General features: G+C 68.2%; 14 protein-coding genes. 5 read left to right on the top strand and 9 right to left on the bottom strand.

The annotated features are described in order from the left end of the window. Positions 1-22 precede the first annotated feature (22 nt). The 6 genes from ACPCUW_RS20475 to ACPCUW_RS20450 form a co-directional block, all read right to left on the bottom strand. Entirely contained in the window at positions 23-361 is a 339-nt protein-coding gene (locus tag ACPCUW_RS20475) for an MmcQ/YjbR family DNA-binding protein (protein ID WP_064904672.1), read from the bottom strand. Positions 362-419: 58 nt separating this feature from the next. Continuing rightward, a complete protein-coding gene (gene bioD, locus ACPCUW_RS20470; RefSeq protein ID WP_030514668.1) occupies positions 420-1,100 on the bottom strand; it encodes a dethiobiotin synthase in 681 nt (226 codons plus the stop codon). A gap of 30 nt (positions 1,101-1,130) precedes the next feature. Next, on the bottom strand, positions 1,131-2,279 hold the full coding sequence (locus tag ACPCUW_RS20465; RefSeq protein WP_423426472.1) for an 8-amino-7-oxononanoate synthase: 1,149 nt from the start codon (positions 2,277-2,279) through the stop codon (positions 1,131-1,133). A gap of 68 nt (positions 2,280-2,347) precedes the next feature. Then, the gene (locus ACPCUW_RS20460) at positions 2,348-3,700 is read right to left on the bottom strand and encodes an FAD-dependent monooxygenase (protein ID WP_423426470.1); all 1,353 of its coding nucleotides are present in this window, start codon (positions 3,698-3,700) and stop codon (positions 2,348-2,350) included. A gap of 74 nt (positions 3,701-3,774) precedes the next feature. After that, positions 3,775-4,620 carry a class I SAM-dependent methyltransferase gene (locus ACPCUW_RS20455; protein WP_423426469.1) on the bottom strand — a complete coding sequence of 282 codons (846 nt, stop codon included), beginning with the start codon at positions 4,618-4,620 and terminating at the stop codon, positions 3,775-3,777. A 147-nt stretch (positions 4,621-4,767) separates the two neighbouring features. Further along, positions 4,768-6,039, bottom strand: coding sequence for an adenosylmethionine--8-amino-7-oxononanoate transaminase (locus ACPCUW_RS20450; protein ID WP_104363126.1), 1,272 nt, complete (start codon positions 6,037-6,039; stop codon positions 4,768-4,770). Between the two features lie 120 nt (positions 6,040-6,159). Here ACPCUW_RS20450 and ACPCUW_RS20445 point away from each other — a divergent pair, with 120 nt between their 5' ends. The 3 genes from ACPCUW_RS20445 (at position 6,160) to treY (ending at position 11,833) form a co-directional block, all read left to right on the top strand. Beyond that, on the top strand, positions 6,160-7,125 hold the full coding sequence (locus ACPCUW_RS20445; protein WP_423426466.1) for a bifunctional helix-turn-helix transcriptional regulator/GNAT family N-acetyltransferase: 966 nt from the start codon (positions 6,160-6,162) through the stop codon (positions 7,123-7,125). Positions 7,126-7,253: 128 nt separating this feature from the next. Beyond that, positions 7,254-9,410: a glycogen debranching protein GlgX gene (gene glgX / locus ACPCUW_RS20440; protein WP_423426465.1), complete on the top strand. Its 2,157-nt coding sequence runs from the start codon at positions 7,254-7,256 to the stop codon at positions 9,408-9,410. Next, on the top strand, positions 9,407-11,833 hold the full coding sequence (treY, locus tag ACPCUW_RS20435; RefSeq protein ID WP_423426464.1) for a malto-oligosyltrehalose synthase: 2,427 nt from the start codon (positions 9,407-9,409) through the stop codon (positions 11,831-11,833). Before glgX ends, treY begins: the two co-directional genes overlap by 4 nt. An 18-nt stretch (positions 11,834-11,851) precedes the next feature. Here treY and ACPCUW_RS20430 read toward each other — a convergent pair whose 3' ends face one another. Further along, positions 11,852-12,373 (bottom strand): transglycosylase SLT domain-containing protein, encoded by a 522-nt coding sequence (locus ACPCUW_RS20430; protein WP_081879377.1) that lies wholly within the window; start codon positions 12,371-12,373, stop codon positions 11,852-11,854. Between the two features lie 538 nt (positions 12,374-12,911). Next, positions 12,912-14,165, bottom strand: a complete 1,254-nt coding sequence (locus ACPCUW_RS20425; protein ID WP_423426462.1) for a DUF2235 domain-containing protein — start codon at positions 14,163-14,165, stop codon at positions 12,912-12,914. 537 nt (positions 14,166-14,702) lie between these two features. Here ACPCUW_RS20425 and dnaE point away from each other — a divergent pair. After that, entirely contained in the window at positions 14,703-18,248 is a 3,546-nt protein-coding gene (gene dnaE / locus ACPCUW_RS20420) for a DNA polymerase III subunit alpha (protein WP_104390762.1), read from the top strand. Positions 18,249-18,336: 88 nt separating this feature from the next. Here the strand turns inward: dnaE and ACPCUW_RS20415 are convergent, their stop codons facing one another. Then, positions 18,337-18,570, bottom strand: coding sequence for a hypothetical protein (locus ACPCUW_RS20415; RefSeq protein ID WP_423426461.1), 234 nt, complete (start codon positions 18,568-18,570; stop codon positions 18,337-18,339). Positions 18,571-18,677: 107 nt separating this feature from the next. Between ACPCUW_RS20415 and ACPCUW_RS20410 the strand changes: the two genes are divergently transcribed. Next, positions 18,678-19,121 (top strand): nitroreductase family deazaflavin-dependent oxidoreductase, encoded by a 444-nt coding sequence (locus tag ACPCUW_RS20410; protein ID WP_030514681.1) that lies wholly within the window; start codon positions 18,678-18,680, stop codon positions 19,119-19,121. The last annotated feature ends 58 nt before the right edge of the window (positions 19,122-19,179 follow it).

The following is a 19,179-nucleotide window of genomic DNA, read 5'->3' as shown; positions in this document are numbered from 1 at the left end:
CCGCGGTGATACCCGATATCGATTACCGCTGGTCGTCGAGGAGGTGGCGAGGTGCAGCCTGGCGCCACGAATCGAGGATGATCGCCTCGAGTTCGGCCCGGTCGTCCAGGGCGGCCAGCCGGGCGCGCACCCACGCGTTACCGGCCTCGTGCGCGGCGATCCAAAATTTCCCGGGCTCGGCCACGACCAGTTCGTCGCGATCGACGATCGGGCAGCGCACCGCCATCGAGGTCTCTGCCTCGGGCAGCGTCAGAAACAGCTTGCCCGCGACCCGGAAAGTCGGCATCCCCCAAGCGAATTGCTCCGACGTCTCCGGCAGCGACAGGGCATAGTCGCGGGCATCCTCCCCGGTTGCGCTCATACCCCGCATCCTGCCAGGCCCCACCGACACGAACCGGGGCGTCGCCGCCTCGGCCGGCTCAGCCGAGGTATCGCCGCATCCAGTCCGCATGGAACCAGCCGGAGGCGGTATCGGCGAATCGCTCGGGCAGCCACTGTCCGGCGCCCTCGGGAATCACCCCGACGACCTCGACACCGGTGACCTCGGGCAGGTCGGTGCGGTTGCATTCGGAGGCGAGATCCGGTGCGCTCGGCCAGGATCCGATGACCAGTCCCGCGCAGCGCACACCGGCGGCGGCGAGGGCTCGGGTGGTGAGTTCGCTGTGGTTGAGGGTCCCCAAGCCCGCGGCCGCCACCACCAGTACCGGTGCGTCCAGTTTCTGCGCCAGTTCGAGCAGCGTGAACTCCCCGACGCGAACCAGCAGTCCGCCCGCGCCCTCGATCAGCGTGAGGTCGGCATCGGCCAGCGAGTCGATTCCGGCCACCGTCTCACCGAGAGTGAGCAACGGTTGCCCGCAGCGGCGGGCGGCCGTGTCGGGGGCCAGCGGTTCGGGATAGCGGGCCAGTTCGAGCGTGCGGGTCACGCCCGACAGCCGCTCGATCACCGCGAGGTCGCCCGGTTCGTCCGGAGCCACGCCGGTCTGTGCGGGTTTGCAGACCGCGACCGTGCGCCCGGCCGACCGCGCCGCCGCGGCCAGCGCGGCCGTGACGACGGTCTTCCCGACGTCGGTCGAGGTTCCCGTGACGATCAACCTGCTCATAGCGTCTCGCTCCTCCGGTGCTCGCATCACTCAGGCGGCCTGCGGATCCCGCGCCGCGGTCAGCACCTCGTCCAGCACCGTGGCGATGGTCTCCATCTCGGCATCGGTGAGGTCGGCACGCGCGGTCAGCCGCAGCCGCGAGGTGCCTTCCGGCACCGACGGCGGCCGGAAGCAGCCCACGCTCAGACCGCGCTCCCGGCACTGCTGCGCGGCGTCGTAGGCGACCTGCGCCTGTCCCAGCACCACCGAGACGACCGCCGAATCCGGTTGCGGCACACCGGCGATGCGCGCGATATCGGCGGCCCGGGTGAGCACTCGCCCGCCCAGCTCCGGTTCCTTGCGCAGCAGCCGCAGGGCCGCATGTGCGGCGCCCACCGCGGCGGGCGCCAATCCGGTGTCGAAGATGAACGTGCGCGCGGTATCGATGAGGTGGGCGCGTACCCGCTCGTCGCACAACACGATTCCGCCCTGCGCGGCAAGGGCTTTCGACAAGGTGGCTGTGACGATCAGATCCGGTTGCCCGGCCAGGCCGAGTTCCTGCACCAGGCCGCGGCCACCGTCGCCGCGCACGCCGATGCCGTGCGCCTCGTCGACGATCAGCACCGCACCGTTCGCGCGGACCACCCGATGCAGATCGGCCAGCGGCGCGAGGTCGCCGTCGGCGCTGAACACCGAGTCGGTGAGCACCAGCGCGCGGTCCTCCGTGCGCTGCGACAGCAACCGGTCGACCGCCTCGACATCGCGATGCGGCGCGATCTCCACCCGCGCCCGCGAGAGTCGGCAGGCATCGACCAGCGAGGCGTGGCTACCGGCATCGGAGACCACCAGCGCGCCGCGCCCGGCCAAGGCGGTGACGATGCCGAGGTTGGCGGCATAGCCGGAGGCGAAGACCAGGCCCGCCTGCGCCCCCACGAAGTCGGCCAGGTCGGCCTCGAATTCCTCGTGCGCGACCGTGGTGCCGGTGACCAGCCGCGATCCGGTCGCACCGGCGCCCCAGGTCCGGACCGCCTCGACCGCGCCCGCGATCACCTCGGGGTGCCGCGACAGGCCCAGGTAGTCGTTGGAGGCGAGGTCGATGAGACCGCTGTGCGCCGGTCGCGCCCGCAGCTGCCGCCGCAATCCGGCGCGCACCCGGTCACCCGCACGCTCGTCCAACCAGCTCAACGGATCCTCGTTCACAGCTCGGAAGCATACTTGAACGCCGTTCAGGACGATTGCGGCGGGGGCCTCGATCGAACCCGTACAGGTCAGCGCGGCGGGTTCCAGTCGAGGGCCCGATCGAAGCTGCGCAGCATGGCCCAGCCGGGCATCAGCCGCAGCGCGGTGTCGCGAGCCCGGACGGCGGGCGGCCACGACCATTGCGCGACCGTCCCGATCCGCCGCGAGCGATGAGCGAGCGCGCGGGTACGCGGGCGGCGCAGCGAGTCGTAGCCGCGCAGTGCGTCCTCGACCCCGCGGTCGTCGAGCAGCGCGGCCAGGGTGGCGGCATCCTCGAGCGCGAGATTGGCGCCCTGTCCCATATTCGGCGTCATCGCGTGCGCGGCGTCGCCGAGCAGCGCGACGGGACCGCGCACGAATGTCGGCAGATCGGGAAGCTCGTAGATGTCGTGGCGCATCACCGATTCCGGCGACACCGCCGCCAGCAGCCGCGGCACCGGATCCGGCCACTCACCGAAACGCCTGTGCACTTCCGCGAATTCGCCGTCTGCCCCGCGCTCACCTTCGGCGGCGTTCACCGCGCCGAACATGTACACCCGGTGGTCGGACAGCGGGACGATGCCGAAAATCTCACCGCTGCCCCATATCTGGCCGCCCTGGCGAAGTTCGGGCCGCGGCGCGGTGACCATCCGCCAGGCGGTGTATCCGGCATAGCGGGGCGGGTGGGCGTGCGGACAGACCGCGGCCCGCACGACACTGCGCAGGCCGTCGGCCCCGATCACCAGATCCGCCGTCTCCGCTCCCCCGGCATACAGAACCCGCGCTCCCCGCCCGCCATGTTCGCTCGCCGCGCGCTCCGCGGGCACATCCCGCACCGGCTCCCGCGCGTTCGCGGCGGTATCCGGCCCCTGTCCGCCATTGGACGCCCGGACATCTCCGGTGGTGTCACGCGCCTCCGGAGTCTCGTCTTCCGCGGCGTTGTGCCCGGGCACACCCGTTGCCGGCGCCGCGCCGCCGTTTCCCGATGCCGTTGTCTCCCAACTACCTTCGGTGTCGACGCCGGTGACGGTGCGTCCCAGGCGCAGCCGGTCGTCGCCGAGTGCGGTGCGCAGAATATCGAACAGGTCCGCGCGATGCACGGCCACCACCGAGCCGTACCGCTCGGCCATTTTCCCGGTGTCGGTGCGGGTCAGCCAGCGGCCGGAGCGGTCACGGATTCCGCCCTCGGTGTCGGCCATCGCGCGCGAGCGCACCCGCGCCCCCACTCCGATCGCGTCCAGGGCACGTAATCCGTTGGGCCACAGCGTCAATCCCGACCCCGCCGCGCCGATATCGGCGGCCCGCTCCCAGACCTCGACGTCGTGCCCGCCCTGATGCAGCGCGATCGCGGCGGCCATTCCGCCGATTCCCCCGCCGACGACGATCACTCGCAGTGCCCGCATTCCCCACTCCTCGGCTCCTAGGCGTCGGAGTCCAGCCAAACACACCGCGCCTACCGCCGCAGGCCACGGCGGGGTCACCCGCCGATGCGCGCATATGCCAGCCGGCACAGATCCACCGGTTGCAGCGCATCGGCGCGCCTCCACCAGCCTGCCGGTACCGCCGCGCGGTGACTGATGTGCTCGACGGTGGTGAATCCGTACCGATGCAGGACGTCGTCGAGGGTTTCCGGAGTGAAGGTGCTCAGCCACGGTTCGCCCTGGGCACTGGTGACGGGCTGGACGGATTCGGCGTAGGCGTGTCCGTTGCCGTCGCGCAGTGCCGGATCGAGCATGTACTCCATCACCAGTTCCGTGCCCGGGGCCAGACCGGAGAGGCCGGCCAGCGTGGTGCCGATCGCCTCGGCGGTGAGATACATGCTGACGCCGAGCCAGCTGATGAGCGCGGGACGTGCGGGCTCGAATCCGGCATCGGCCAAATGCCGCGGCAGATCGTCGCGTTCGAAATCGACGGGTACGAAAACCACCTCCCCGACCGGGCGGATATCGCCGATGGCGAGAATTTCCCTTTTCCACCGCTGGGTGCCGGGATGATCGACCTCGAATACCCGGATCCCTTCGGCCGCATCGCGATATCCGAAACTGTCGAGTCCCGCCCCGAGAACGACATATTGCGCCGCAGCCGATTCTGCGAGGCGCCGTTCGACCCAGTGGCTGCGCACCGTCGCCTGCGCCCGGACCGCGGCGAGCAGCGGATGGTCGCCGCGCTGCAGGTGGTAGCCGATGAGCTCCTCCGCATGCGGGCCGAGCAGGGCGGATGCCATGGTGTCGCGGAACAGATAGGGCTCGCTGTCGATCAGCAGGTGGGCCGCACGGGCCGCGGCCGCCATCATCGCCGTACGACTGGGTTCGGTGCCGATCATCGAATTCCCTTTCACCGTCCGAAGAGCCGGTGGATATCACCGCGCGAATGCCGATGATAGACAGGAATTTTCGTGCTCGCTGTTACCATATCACACGAAAATAAATTTCCGATATACGACGAACCGCGCGCCGGAGGGGAATTCGGTTCAACCGGCCGCGGCGGTGGCGACCACACCGGCGGCGATGCGGGCGATATCGTCGGCACTGCTGATGAACGGCGGCATGGTATAGACCAGATTGCGGAACGGCCGCAGCCACACGCCGGCCTCGACGGCGGCGCGGGTCGCGGCGACCATATCGATCGCGTGGTCGAGTTCCACCACCCCGATCGCGCCGAGCACGCGCACGTCCACCACGCGCGGATTATCCTGTGCCGCAGCAAGTCCCGTTTTCAGACCCGCTTCGATCGCGGCGACCTCGCCCGCCCAATCCCGCGAGAGCAGCAGTTCCACCGAGGCGACCGCGACCGCGCAGGCCAGCGGATTGCCCATGAACGTGGGCCCGTGCATGAGCCCGCCGTGGGCCGCGCTGACGGTCTCGGCGATGCGGGTGGTGCACAAGGCGGCGGCCAGGGTCATATATCCGCCGGTGAGGGCCTTGCCCACGCACATCACATCGGGCGCCACCCCGGCGGCCTCGGCGGCGAAAAACGTTCCGGTGCGGCCGAATCCGGTGGCGATCTCGTCGAAGACCAGCAGCACGCCGTGCTCGTCGCACAGGCGGCGCAGCTCGTTCAGGTAGCGCGGATGATGGAAACGCATTCCACCCGCGCCCTGCACGACCGGTTCGACGATCACCGCCGCGGTCTCGTGCGCATGCGCGGCCAGCATCCGGTCGAGCTCCGCGACGTAGCCGGGATCGAAGTCGACCGGCGGTACGGGCGCGAAGATCTGCTCGGTCAGCACATCGGTCCACAGCGAATGCATGCCACCCTCGGGATCGCACACGCTCATCGGGGTGAAGGTGTCGCCGTGATACCCACCGCGCCAGGTGAACAGCCGCCGTTTCTCCGGCTGTCCCAGCGCCCGCCAGTACTGCAGGCACATCTTGGCCGCGACCTCGACCGAGACCGAACCGGAATCGCAGAGGAACACCTTGTCCAGACCGTCGGGAGTCAGCTCCACCAGCAGTTGGGACAGCCGCACGGCCGGTTCGTGGGTGAGCCCGCCGAACATGACGTGACTCATCCGCTGCGACTGCTCGAGCAGCGCGGCATCCAGCACGGGGTGCCGATAGCCGTGCACCGCCGCCCACCACGAACTCATCCCGTCGACCAGTTCGCGGCCGTCGGCCAGGGTCAGGCGGGTGCCCGCGGCCGAGGCGACCACCAGCGGTTCGGTGCTCGCCGGGAAGCCGCCGTAGGGATGCCAGACGTGCGCGGCGTCGAGGGCGGTGATCTGGTCGGCTGTCAGGGCCACGCGGATCCCTTCACGAAATGGTCTTGAACGCCGTTCAAGTTATCACCGCGGCGAATCCGGCGTGCGTGGGGCCGCCGCGCGATATCTTTGACTCGGTCAAAGAACTGCGAAGGGAGGGTCGTGACGATCCCCGCGCTCGATCACGACGACGTCGGCGCCGTGCGCGCGTTCAACCGCCGCTACACCCGGTTGATCGGCGTCCTCGAGGAACATCTGCTCGACAGCGACTTCTCGCTCACCGAGGCGCGAATCCTGTTCGAACTCGCGCACTCCGGACCGCTGGGCGTCCGCACACTGCGTACCGACCTGGGCCTGGACCCCGGCTATCTGAGCCGGATCCTCGCCCGCTTCGAGAGCGCCGGGCTGGTGCGCCGGCACCGCTCCGGCTCCGACGCTCGCCTGCAACTCGTCCAGCTCACCGACGCCGGGCGGGCCGCGGCCGACGATCTCGACCGCCGCTCCGCGCACGACATCGCCGCGCTGCTGGCCGGGCACAGCGCCGCCGACCGGCGTCGCCTGCGCACCGCGATGCGCACGATCGAACAACTGCTCGACCCGGCCACCGCGGCGAGCCGCGCAAGTTCACCAGCGGCGAGCGGCGCGCGCGAGGTCCGTCTCCGATCTCCCCGTCCCGGCGACTACGGCTGGATCATCCAGCGCAATGCGGTGCTCTACGCCGCCGAATACGGCTGGGACACCGACTACGAGGCGCTGGTCGCGAAGATCGTGGCCGACTTCCTGGCCGGGCACGATCCGGAAAGCGAGCGGGCGTGGATCGCCGAGACCGACGGCGCGGCGGCCGGTGCGGTGTTCTGCGTGCGCGAGGACGACACCACCGCCCGGCTGCGGCTGCTGCTCGTGGAACCGTCGGCGCGCGGGCTCGGCGTCGGCACCGCACTGGTCGAGCAGTGCCTGCGATTCGCGACCGAGGCCGGATATCGGGACATGGTGCTGTGGACCAACGATGTGCTCACCGCGGCGCGGCGGATCTACCAGCGCGCCGGATTCGAGCTCGTCGATTCCCGGCCGCACCACAGTTTCGGCGCCGACCTGGTCGGGCAGACCTGGCGGCGCGGCCTGCGGTAACCACGGTGCCGCGCGACCCGCGCGGACCGTCGGCCGCGGCCGGGCCATCGATAGCCACCGGATTACCGGCCCGGCTCGACCCGGCCCACCCGCACCGGCGGCTCCGGCGCGACGGTTACTGTCGATATATGGTTCGGCCCGATACATCCGGTGAGATGACGCCTCTCGGCGTCTGGCCGGGTGCCGCCTATCCGCTGGGCGCGACCTACGACGGCGCCGGCACCAACTTCTCGGTGTTCTCCGAAGTTGCCGAGCGGGTCGAGCTGTGCCTGATCGATCGTGCGGGCGGTGAGCACCGCATCCCGCTCGACGAGGTCGACGGATACGTCTGGCACGCCTATCTACCCACCGTCGCCCCCGGGCAGCGCTACGGGTTCCGCGTGCACGGCCCCTACGATCCCGCCCGCGGTCTGCGTTGCGACAGCAGCAAACTACTGCTCGATCCCTACGGCAAGGCCTTCGCGGGCCGATTCGCCGCCGACGCCACCCTGCACACCTACGGCGCGGATACGCTGGGACACACCATGACCGGCGTGGTGGTGAACCCGTACTTCGACTGGGCCGGTGACCGCGCACCGCGGCGGCCCTATCACGAAACCGTCATCTACGAAGCCCACGTCAAGGGTATGACGATGACACATCCGGCGATTCCGCAGCGACTGCGCGGCACCTACGCGGGCATCGGGCATCCGGCGATCATCGACCATCTGCTGTCGCTGGGCGTCACCGCGATCGAACTGATGCCGGTCCACCAGTTCCTGCACGACCGGATCCTGCTCGACCGCGGACTGCGAAACTACTGGGGGTACAACAGTTTCGGCTATCTGGCACCACACCACGAATACGCCGCCGACCCGCGGGCCGGGGCCGCGGTCACCGAATTCAAGGCGATGGTCCGGGCGCTGCACAGCGCCGGCATCGAGGTGATCCTCGACGTGGTCTACAACCACACCGGCGAGGGGAATCACCTGGGACCGACGATCGGCCTGCGCGGGATCGACAACGCGGCGTATTACCGTCTGGCCGAGGACGATCCGGCGCACTACATGGACTACACCGGCACCGGCAACAGCCTCAATGTGCGCCATCCGCACACCCTGCAGCTGATCATGGATTCGCTGCGGTACTGGATTCTCGAGATGCACGTCGACGGCTTCCGCTTCGATCTGGCGGCCACGCTGGCGCGCGAATTACACGATGTGGACCGGCTTTCCACCTTCTTCGATCTGGTGCAGCAGGACCCGGTGGTCAGCCAGGTCAAACTGATCGCCGAACCGTGGGATGTCGGCGAGGGCGGCTACCAGGTCGGGAACTTTCCGGGGCTGTGGACCGAGTGGAACGGCAAGTACCGCGATACCGTGCGCGACTACTGGCGCGGCCGACCGGCGACCCTGGGCGAATTCGCCTCCCGGTTCATGGGCAGTTCCGATCTGTACGAGGCCACCGGCCGCCGCCCCGGCGCGAGCATCAATTTCGTGACCGCCCACGACGGGTTCACACTGCGAGATCTGGTGTCCTACAACGACAAACACAATCACGCCAACGGCGAGGACAATCGCGACGGCGAAGATTACAACCGGTCCTGGAACTGCGGGATCGAGGGTCCCACCGACGATCCGGAGGTCTGTTCGCTGCGAGATCGCCAGAGCCGCAACATGATCGCCACGCTGGCGCTGTCGCAAGGCACACCCATGCTGCTGCACGGCGACGAGATCGGGCGCACCCAGCAGGGCAACAACAATGCCTACTGCCAGGATTCGCCACTGTCCTGGATGGATTGGGGCGCCGCGCAGAAATACGCCGACCTGCTGACGTTCACCCGCACCGCCTTCGCGCTGCGCCACGCCCATCCGGTGTTCCGGCGCCGGCGCTTCTTCGACGGACGCCCCGGCGAACTCCCCGACGCCGCACCCGACGAACTCCCCAGCGCCGGCGATATCGCGTGGTTCACCCCCGGCGGCACGGAGATGACCACCGCCGACTGGAATACCGGCTTCGCCCGCTCCCTGGCGGTGTTCCTCAACGGCGAGGCGATCGCCGAACCGGGCCCACGCGGGGAACGAGTGCGCGATGATTCCTTCCTGCTGTGTTTCAATGCCCACGACGCACCCCTCGAATTCGCCGTACCCGGACCGGAATTCGGCGCGCACTGGACGGTGGCGCTGGACTGCTCGACACCCACCGGGCGCACAGATGCCACCTACCCCGCAGCGGCTACGGTCGCCGTACCCGCTCGCTGCCTGCTCGTTCTCCGCCGCACCGAATCCACACCGATATCGAGATGACAGACACCCCTTCCCCTGAACACCGCACCGGCCCGATCGCCCGCCGGACCCCCGTGCGCAGCACGTACCGGCTACAGCTGCGCCCGGACGCCCTGACCTTCGCCGATGCCCGCGCGATCGCCGAATATCTGCAGCAGCTGGGTATTTCGCATCTGTACCTGTCCCCGGTGATGACCGCGATGCCGGGCTCCGCGCACGGCTACGACGTCACCGATCCGACCACCGTGTCGGCGGCACTGGGCGGGCCGGGCGGGCTGAAGGCGCTCGCCGACGAGGTCCGCGGCCGCGGTATGGGCCTGATCGTCGATCTGGTGCCCAATCACGTCGGCGTCGGCGATCCGCGGCGCAATCCGTGGTGGTGGGATGTGCTGCGCAACGGCAAGAATTCGAAATTCGCGCATTTCTTCGACATCGACTGGAGCCCGGGTAACGGCGCGGGCGGGCGGCTGGCGCTGCCCGTACTGCACAGCGAGAACGATCCGGCCGCGCTGACCGTCGACCGCTCGGGCCCCGAACCGGTCCTGGCCCTGCGTGATCTGCGTTTCCCGATCGCGCCCGGCACCGACGGGGAGAACGCGCTGCGCATCCATGACCGCCAGCACTATCGCCTCGTCAGCTGGAAGGCCGGGATCTGCAGCTATCGGCGATTCCTGGCGGTCTCGGAGCTGGCGGCGATCCGGCAGGAGGAGCCGGCGGTCTTCGACCTGACCCATCGCGAACTGGCCGCCTGGTGCGAACACGATCTCATCGACGGGGTGCGCGTCGACCATCCCGACGGATTGGCGTATCCGGCCGCCTATCTGGCGAAACTGCGCCGACTGATCGGCCCGCAGCGGCTGCTGCTGGTGGAGAAGGTGCTCGGCCGCCACGAACCGCTCGACGCCACCCTGCCCGTCGACGGCACCACCGGATACGAAGCGCTCGCGGAGGTCGGCGGCATCTTCGTCGATCCGGCCGGGGAGAACGCGCTCACCGAGTTGTCGCGGCGGATGTCGGGACACGGCAGCGATGCCGCCTGGATGGCCGATACCGAACACCGCATCAAACGCGCGGTGGCCGAGCGTCTGCTCGTGCCCGAGGTCCGGCGACTGGTCGGCGCGGTGAAGCGCGACGCGGCGGTGAACGGATTCGATTCCGCCGCGATCAGCGATATGGCGCTGACCAACGCCACCATCGAGGTGCTGTCCCATATGCCGGTGTACCGCACCGACTACGCACCCCTGTCCGGGGTGCTCGGCACCGTGGTGGCCGAGGTGCAGCAGCGCAACCGGGAGCTGACCGCCCCGCTGTCGGTCCTGGTGCGGGCCCTGGCCGCCGGCGGAGAAGCGGCGCGGCGGATGCATCAGGTCGGCGGCGCGGTCGCGGCCAAGGCGGTCGACGACACCATGTTCTATCAGGCGTCGCGTCTGGTGTCACTGCAGGAGATGGGCGGTGACCCGGGCCGGTTCGGCCGTTCGGTGCTGGAATTCCATCTCGCCAATGCCGAACGCGCGGTGCGCCGCCCGGCCACCATGACGACACTGTCGACGCACGACACCAAGCGTGGCGAAGATGTGCGCGCCCGCATCACGGTGCTGTCGCAGGTGGCCGACAGCTGGGCCAAGGCGGTGGGCGCCTGGCTGGAACTCGCGCCCGCGCCGGACGGGCCGACCGCGAACTTCCTGCTGCAGAACATGTTCGGCGTGTGGCCGGTCGACGGGCGGCGCCCCGCCACGGTGCCGCGGTTTCGCGAACGCCTGCACCTGTTCGCCGAGAAGGCGGTGCGCGAGGCCGGTCTGCGGTCCTCGTGGGAGGAACCCGACGTCGACTTCGAGGCCGAGGTGCATCGCTGGCTCGACACCGTGATCGATGGGCCGGTCGGTGCCGAACTCGGTGAGCTGGCGACCCGCCTCGCACCGCACGCGTGGTCGGATTCGCTGGGGCAGAAGCTGCTTCAGCTGTGCGGTCCCGGCATCCCCGATGTGTATCAGGGCTGCGAGCTGTGGGAGGACTCGCTGGTCGACCCGGACAACCGGCGGCCGGTCGATTTCGGCCATCGCCTGGCAATGTTGCAATCGCTCACGGGCACACCGGAATTGGAGAACTCCGGCGCGGCGAAGATGTGGATCGTCGCCTACGCCCTGTGGTTGCGGCGGGAGCGGCCCGACTGCTTCGTCGGCGGCTCCTACACACCGCTGTTCGGCAGCGGCGACCGCAGCGAGCACCTGGTGGGATACGCACGCGGCCGCAGCGGTGAGGCGCCGCAAATGATCGTGGCCGCGACCCGCTACAGCGTGGCCCTGACCGAGGGCGGGTGGGCCGATACCGTCCTCGACCTGCCCTCGGGCACCTGGACCGACCGTCTCACCGGCCACACCTTCACCGGCCGCACCCGGCTGGAGAAGCTGTTCGCCCGCCTGCCGGTGGCGCTACTCGTGCGCTGAGGCCGGATCGAGCCCGGATCAGTACGCCGAGAACACGTGGTCGATCGAGCCGTAGCGGTGCGCGGCGTAGTTGCAGGCGGCCGCGATGTTGGCGACCGGGTCGTAGATGTCGCCCGAGGTGCCGTCGACGTGATAGGCGGCGAAGGTAGGATCGATGACCTGCATCAGGCCCTTGGAGGGGATGCCGGCCGCGGCGTTGGAGTCGTAGAGGTTGATGGCACGCGGGTTGCCGCCCGACTCGCGCATGGCATTGCGGTAGATGCCGTCGTAGCTGCCCGGAATGCCGTGCTGGCCCATCACGAAGAGCGCGTGCTTGATCCAGCCGTCGAGGTTGTCGGAATAGGTCTGCGGGACCACCTGCTGCAGCGGCTGCGGCAGGGTCTGCAGGAATTGCTGAGCCTGGTCCTGCTGCGTCTGCGGCAATCCCTGCACCAACTGCTGCAGTTGCGGCGGCACAGCGGGGGCATCGGCGTGGGCCGCGACGGGCACGGTGACGACGGCGGCGAGGACGGCGAGGGGTAACAGTCTTCTGATCTGCATGGCGATATGAACTCCGGATGCGTCGAACGGTGGTGGGACCAACGCGACGATCTACAGAACAAAAGCCCGCTCGCCGCGGTGAAAACAGACCGTTTGTCTGCTTCTTGGCGAGTCACAGAATGATTGCGGCAAGTTAACGTAAACATAACGTAAAGTGAACAACAGATGTTATTACGCTGAGAAAAATTGGCTGGACCTGCAGTGATGTGTGCGACCGATCACACGCCGGGTTTATCTCGATCAGGTCACGCACCCTCGGCGCATGCGGAACTCGGGTCGCCGTGCCCGCCTAAGGCGCTGAGACACAAGCGAACCCGGGCGCGCAGCGGGCGCGCCCGGGGACAGGTTCAGCCGGCGGGCACAGCCCGGCAACCGGCAGCGCCACACCGCGAGCGAGGCGCTGCCGATTCGCCGTCGGCCATCCCGACGGTTGCCGAAACCGGTCATTTCCGGCGCATCAGCAGGGCCGTAGCTCCGCACCGCCGGCAAACGCACCTGGCGAAGGCCGTGATGGGCGGCGGCGATCAGGCGGCGGCGATCAAGCGGCGGTGCCGGCCACCGAACCGCTACCCGCCGGGTGCTGTCCGCCCGCGACAGGTTCGCCTGCCGGGTGACCGTCGACGCTGTCGTCGCTCACACCGACCGGCAGGGTGGGCAACGGTCCGTCCAGTTCCTCGGCCCAGCGGACGACGTTCGGTGGGCGGTAGGTCGGGCACGGCGCGGCACAGTCGGCGAGGTAGACACGTCGATCACCCGGAGCGGACAGACGGCGCCAGGAATCCGCGTAGAAGCGGGGGTTGCGCGGATGCAGCGCCCAGCCCACGCGATTGAGGACGCGGTAGAAGACGGTGAGTGAATCGTGCGCCCGCGGAGGCGAATCCGGCACCGTGACCGCCGGCTCCGCCACCGCGGCCGAGGGCACGGGGGGCACGGCGGCCGGGCGGTTCAGGAGTTGTTCGATGCGCTCGTCGTCGAAGCTCAATCCGGCGGTCCGCGCCTGCTCCACCATCCACCGCAGCGTGATGTCGGAGAGCCGGCTGTCGGCGTAGCCACCGCCGATATCGGTGTGCACACCCTCGAACCAGATCTGCTGCACCCGGTCGGCTCCGCTCGGGCCGCCCTCGGGGTCGTCGGTGATCTCCCACAGGCACGGTGCGTACATCCGGCGGCGTTCGTCGATCGCGAGTGCCTGCCGCGCGTACCGCACATTTCGCGACAGCCGCACGTCGTGGAAGCGGTAGCGCCACGACGTCAGCAGCGGCACCCCGAGCGCGCCGACGGTGTCGAAGACGCCGAGGAAGGTGATCGGCACCGGATAGACGCAGTTGCGCTCACGGAATTCGATCCACTCCGGCCGATCCGGACCGTCGGGATCCACTTTGCGCTGACGGTAGATCTTCAACGCCTCGGGATAGGCGCGCTCGACCATCGCGTCGGCGGTGAGCAGTCCGAGCCGGTTGATCATCCCGACGAGACTGCGGGCGGTATAGGCGCCGCGACTGAATCCGAAGACGTAGATCTCGTCTCCCGGTTCCCAGTTCAGTGCCAGCTGCCAGTACATCGTGGACAGGTTGGCGTCGAGGCCGAGCCCGAACGCGCCGCCGAGCAGTTTGTCGGCCAGATAGCCGCGGGAGCCGGGGCCGTCGACATAGAAAACCCGTTGTCCCACATGGTCGCCCGCGTCGGTGACGGCGCTCGACCGCACCGACTCGGCGATCTTCACAACATTGGAGACCGTCGGATTGCTCTCCGATCCCCACGTGCCGTCACAGCACACAACCAAACGCTTCATACCGGCAATCCTCCCGCCCCGTACCGTGCCGCTCGCGAGTAGCGAACTACCCGAATTATCCCGCCGGGCGCGTGATTACGTTAATGCTCGCCGGCATCGGAGGGCAGAGATGCGAGTAGTGGGAGCCCGCCCGTCCGCGATCCGCCGGCAGCTACCTGGGACGGCGTTCGACGGCGAAGAGAACGATGGCGACGAAGAAATGATGACGGCCGACCGCCCTCGTCTCGGTCGACCGTCATCGGCGAGACGGGGAGCGGCACGATGACCGCCGACCGCCGTGACGCACCGATCTGCCCTTCCGGACCGTTCGTCTCTCGCAGCCGGGTTATCGCCGCCGGGCCCGCGCGGCGTTACCGGTGCCACTCGAATCCGTTCCGGCGATCGCCCGCCCGCCCCGGTCGCGGCGGTGAGGTTCGCCACGGCGATGCGGGGCATTCCCGGCGATTCCGGGAGACTCGCCCGACACGCCGAGCTCCGAATTGCACGCATGTAGTTCCCTGGCATCGGCTGTCGGTCCGGTCGACTAGGATTCCTCGCGTGGCCGACTCGGGATTCGTACATCTGCACAATCACACCGAGTACTCGATGCTCGATGGCGCCGCCAAGATCACGCCCCTGTTCAAGGAGGCGGAGCGGCTCGGGATGACCGCGGTCGGGATGACCGACCACGGCAATATGTACGGCGCCTCGGAGTTCTACAACTCGGCCAAGAAGCAGGGCATCAAGCCGATCATCGGCATCGAGGCCTACATCGCGCCCGAGTCCCGGTTCAACACCAAGCGCGTGCAGTGGGGTGACCCGAGCCAGAAGAGCGACGACGTCTCCGGCTCCGGCGCCTATACCCATATGACGATGGTCGCCGAGACCGCGACCGGTCTGCGGAACCTGTTCAAGCTGTCGAGTCTGGCCTCGATCGAGGGCCAGCTCGGCAAGTGGGCGCGCATGGACGCCGAGATCATCGCCCAGTACGCCGAGGGGATCATCGCCACCACCGGCTGCCCGTCGGGCGAGGTGCAGACCCGGCTGCGACTGGGGCACGAGCGCGAGGCGCTGGAGGCCGCGGCCAAGTGGCAGGAGATCTTCGGCAAGGACAACTTCTTCCTCGAGCTGATGGACCACGGGCTGTCCATCGAGCGCCGGGTGCGCGAAGGCCTGATCGACATCGGCAAGAAGCTGGGCATTCCGCCGCTGGCCACCAACGACTGCCACTACGTGCACGAATCCGACTCCACGAATCACGAAGCGCTGCTGTGCATTCAGACCGGTAAGACGCTGTCCGACCCGACCCGCTTCAAATTCGACGGCAGCGGCTACTACCTGAAGTCGGCCGCGGAGATGCGCGAGATCTGGGACGGCGAGGTCCCCGGAGCGTGCGACAACACCGTGCTGATCGGCGAGCGCGTGCAGTCCTACGAGGATGTGTGGACCCACCGCGACCGGATGCCGAAATTCCCGGTGCCCGAGGGTGAGACCGAGGCCTCGTGGCTGCGCAAGGAGGTCGCGCGCGGCCTGGAGTACCGCTTCCCCGACGGTGTCCCGCAGAAGTACCTCGATCAGGCCGAGTACGAGATCGACGTGATCCTGAAGATGGGCTTCCCGGCCTACTTCCTCGTCGTCGGCGACCTGATCAACCACGCCCGCGAGGTCGGGATCCGGGTCGGGCCGGGCCGCGGTTCGGCCGCCGGTTCGCTGGTCGCCTACGCACTGAAGATCACCAATATCGACCCGCTGCCGCACGGTCTGCTGTTCGAGCGATTCCTCAATCCCGAGCGCGTCTCGATGCCCGATATCGATATCGACTTCGACGATCGCCGCCGCGGTGAGATGGTCCGCTACGCCACCGAGAAGTGGGGCACCGACCGAGTCGCCCAGGTCATCACCTTCGGCACCATCAAAACCAAGGCGGCGCTGAAGGATTCGGCCCGCGTCCTGTTCGGCCAGCCCGGCTTCGCGATCGCCGATCAGATCACCAAGGCGCTGCCGCCGCCGATCATGGCCAAGGACATCTCGGTGTCGGGTATCACCGACCCCGAGCACGAGCGGTACAAAGAGGCCGCCGAGGTCCGCACCCTCATCGAATCCAATCCCGATATCGCCAAGATCTACGACACGGCGAAGGGTCTGGAAGGCCTGATCCGCAACGCCGGCGTGCACGCCTGCGCGGTGATCATGTCCTCGGAGCCGCTGACCGACGCGATCCCGGTGTGGAAGCGAGCCCAGGACGGCGCCATCATCACCGGCTGGGACTATCCGTCGTGTGAGGCCATCGGCCTGCTGAAGATGGACTTCCTCGGCCTGCGCAACCTCACCGTGCTCGGTGACGCGATCGACAACGCCAAGGCCAACCGCGGCGTCGACGTCGACCTCGACGCGTTGCCGCTGGACGATCCGAAGACGTTCGAACTGCTCGCCCGCGGTGACACGCTGGGTGTGTTCCAGCTCGACGGTGGGCCCATGCGCGATCTGCTGCGACGCATGCAGCCCACCGCCTTCGAGGACATCGTGGCCGTCGGCGCGCTGTATCGCCCCGGCCCGATGGGCATGAACGCGCACAACGACTACGCCGACCGCAAGAACGGGCGCCAAGAGGTCAAGCCGATTCACCCGGAGCTCGAGGAGCCGCTCAAGGACATCCTCGGCGAAACCTACGGTCTGATCGTCTATCAAGAGCAGATCATGCACGTCGCCCAGAAAGTGGCCGGCTACTCGCTCGGACGAGCCGATATCCTGCGCCGCGCGATGGGTAAGAAGAAGGCCGAGGTGCTGGCCGCGGAGTTCGAGGGCTTCGAGGCGGGCATGTTGGAGAACGGCTACTCCAAGGCCGCGATCAAGGCGCTGTGGGACACCATCCTCCCGTTCGCCGGTTACGCGTTCAACAAATCGCATGCCGCCGCCTACGGCCTGGTCTCCTACTGGACCGCCTACTTCAAGGCCAACTATCCGGCCGAATACATGGCCGCCCTGCTCACCAGCGTCGGCGACGACAAGGACAAGGCCGCGGTCTACCTGTCGGACTGCCGCCGCCTCGGCATCACGGTGCTGCCGCCCGATGTCAACGAGTCCGAACAGAACTTCGCGCCGGTCGGCACCGATATCCGTTTCGGCCTGGGCGCGGTGCGCAACGTCGGCACCAACGTGGTGTCCTCGATCATCGCCGCACGCACCGAGAAGTCGAAGTTCACCGACTTCTCGGACTACCTGAACAAGATCGACACCATCGCCTGCACCAAGAAGGTAACCGAATCCCTCATCAAGGCAGGCGCTTTCGACTCCCTCGGACATCCGCGCAAGGGCCTGCTGCTCGTGCATTCCGATGCCATCGACGCGGTGATGGCCACCAAGAAGGCCGAGGCGATCGGGCAGTTCGACCTGTTCGGCGGGCTCGACGACGCCGACGATTCGATCTCCTCGGTCTTCGACGTCAAGGTGCCCGACGAGGAGTGGGAGGCCAAGCACAAGCTGGCCCTCGAGCGAGAGATGCTGGGGCTCTATGTGTCCGGCCATCCGCTCAACGGGGTCGAGCATGTGCTCGCCGCACAGGCGGACACGCCGATTCCGGCCATTCTGCAGGGCGATGTCAAGGACGGCGCCCAGGTGACCATCGGCGGCATCCTCGCCTCGGTGACCCGGCGCGTCAACAAGAACGGAATGCCTTGGGCCTCGGCACAATTGGAGGACCTCACCGGTGGTATCGAGGTGCTGTTCTTCCCGCAGGCCTATTCGGTGTACGGGATGGACATCGCCGAGGACGCCGTCGTGCTCGTGAAGGCGCGCGTCTCGGTGCGCGACGACCGGATCTCGCTGATCGCCAACGATCTGGTGGTGCCGGATCTGTCGTCGATCGGTATGGAGAAGCCGCTGTCGGTGACGATCCCGACCCGGCTGTGCACTCCCGACAAGGTGAGCGCGCTCAAGCGGGTCCTGTCCAGCCACCCCGGCACCGCCGATGTGCACATCCGCCACGTCGGATCACGCGAGAAGACCACGATGCTCAAGGTCGCCGACAACCTGCGGGTCTCCCCGTCCTCGGCACTGATGGGTGATCTGAAAGCGCTGCTGGGCCCGGGCTGCCTGGCGAGCTGAGGCATAACGTCGCCACGCTCCTCGACGGTCCGTGCGTAGGCGCTGGGCGCACGCGGATTCGGCTACCGTGCGCCGGGTGGTGTCACCGTCAGGCGGTGCTACCTCGATGGGCAACGGCTCCCGCGATCCATCGCAGCGCCGCTGCGCCGGCGGCGACCAGGACGGCGAGCTCTGCGGAACCGGTGATAAGGCCCAGGATCAGCGCGAGCAGCGCGCCCAGCGCGACGGACTCGAGTTTGTACACCGGCCACGGCACACCCGCGATCCGCACCGTATGCGTGGCACGGCGGACCGGGCGAACGATGGGGCTGACCGCTGTCATGTCGTCAGGCTACACGTATCCGGAATTTCGGTCCACCGAACATTTGCGGCGATCCGGTCACGAAGGACGCGGGGAACACATCCGCGGCCGTCGATGTTGTGCCGGGCATGCCACTCACCGGAGATTACGCACCCAGCACATCCGACTGGGCCCGCGAGCAGGCCGAGAAGTACGAGGCTTCCAATGGGTCCGAAGCGAATACCCTGCTCGACCGCGGGATGCCGATCATCCTGGTCACCAGCATCGGCGCCAAGACCGGCAAGCTGCGCAAGACCCCGCTCATGCGGGTCGAGCACAACGGCGAGTACGCGGCGGTGGCCTCACTGGGCGGCGCCCCGAAGCATCCTGTCTGGTACTACAACCTCAAGGCCAACCCGACCGTCGAATTGCGCGACGGCGATGTGGTGAAGGACTACACCGCACGCGAGGTGACCGGCGAGGAGAAGGCAGTCTGGTGGGAGCGCGCCGTCGCGGCCTACCCGGACTATGCCGACTACCAGAAGAAGACCGCCCGCGAGATCCCGGTCTTCGTCCTGACCCCGAAGTCCTGATTCACCCGGATCACCACGGTCACCAATCCACGACGAGCACCGCCGCGACGCCCGGCCT

This window comes from Nocardia sp. AB354 (assembly GCF_049538315.1).
In the GTDB taxonomy this organism is placed as follows: domain Bacteria; phylum Actinomycetota; class Actinomycetes; order Mycobacteriales; family Mycobacteriaceae; genus Nocardia; species Nocardia nova.
This window is presented reverse-complemented; position numbering and strand designations above follow the sequence as displayed.

Coding starts and splice junctions, on each gene's coding strand:
- ACPCUW_RS20475 (WP_064904672.1), bottom strand. CDS start 361: ATGAGCGCAACCGGGGAGGATGCCCGCGACTATGCCCTGTCGCTGCCG.
- bioD (WP_030514668.1), bottom strand. CDS start 1,100: ATGAGCAGGTTGATCGTCACGGGAACCTCGACCGACGTCGGGAAGACC.
- ACPCUW_RS20460 (WP_423426470.1), bottom strand. CDS start 3,700: ATGCGGGCACTGCGAGTGATCGTCGTCGGCGGGGGAATCGGCGGAATG.
- ACPCUW_RS20455 (WP_423426469.1), bottom strand. CDS start 4,620: ATGATCGGCACCGAACCCAGTCGTACGGCGATGATGGCGGCCGCGGCC.
- glgX (WP_423426465.1), top strand. CDS start 7,254: ATGGTTCGGCCCGATACATCCGGTGAGATGACGCCTCTCGGCGTCTGG.
- treY (WP_423426464.1), top strand. CDS start 9,407: ATGACAGACACCCCTTCCCCTGAACACCGCACCGGCCCGATCGCCCGC.
- ACPCUW_RS20430 (WP_081879377.1), bottom strand. CDS start 12,373: ATGCAGATCAGAAGACTGTTACCCCTCGCCGTCCTCGCCGCCGTCGTC.
- ACPCUW_RS20425 (WP_423426462.1), bottom strand. CDS start 14,165: ATGAAGCGTTTGGTTGTGTGCTGTGACGGCACGTGGGGATCGGAGAGC.
- ACPCUW_RS20415 (WP_423426461.1), bottom strand. CDS start 18,570: ATGACAGCGGTCAGCCCCATCGTTCGCCCGGTCCGCCGTGCCACGCAT.
- ACPCUW_RS20410 (WP_030514681.1), top strand. CDS start 18,678: ATGCCACTCACCGGAGATTACGCACCCAGCACATCCGACTGGGCCCGC.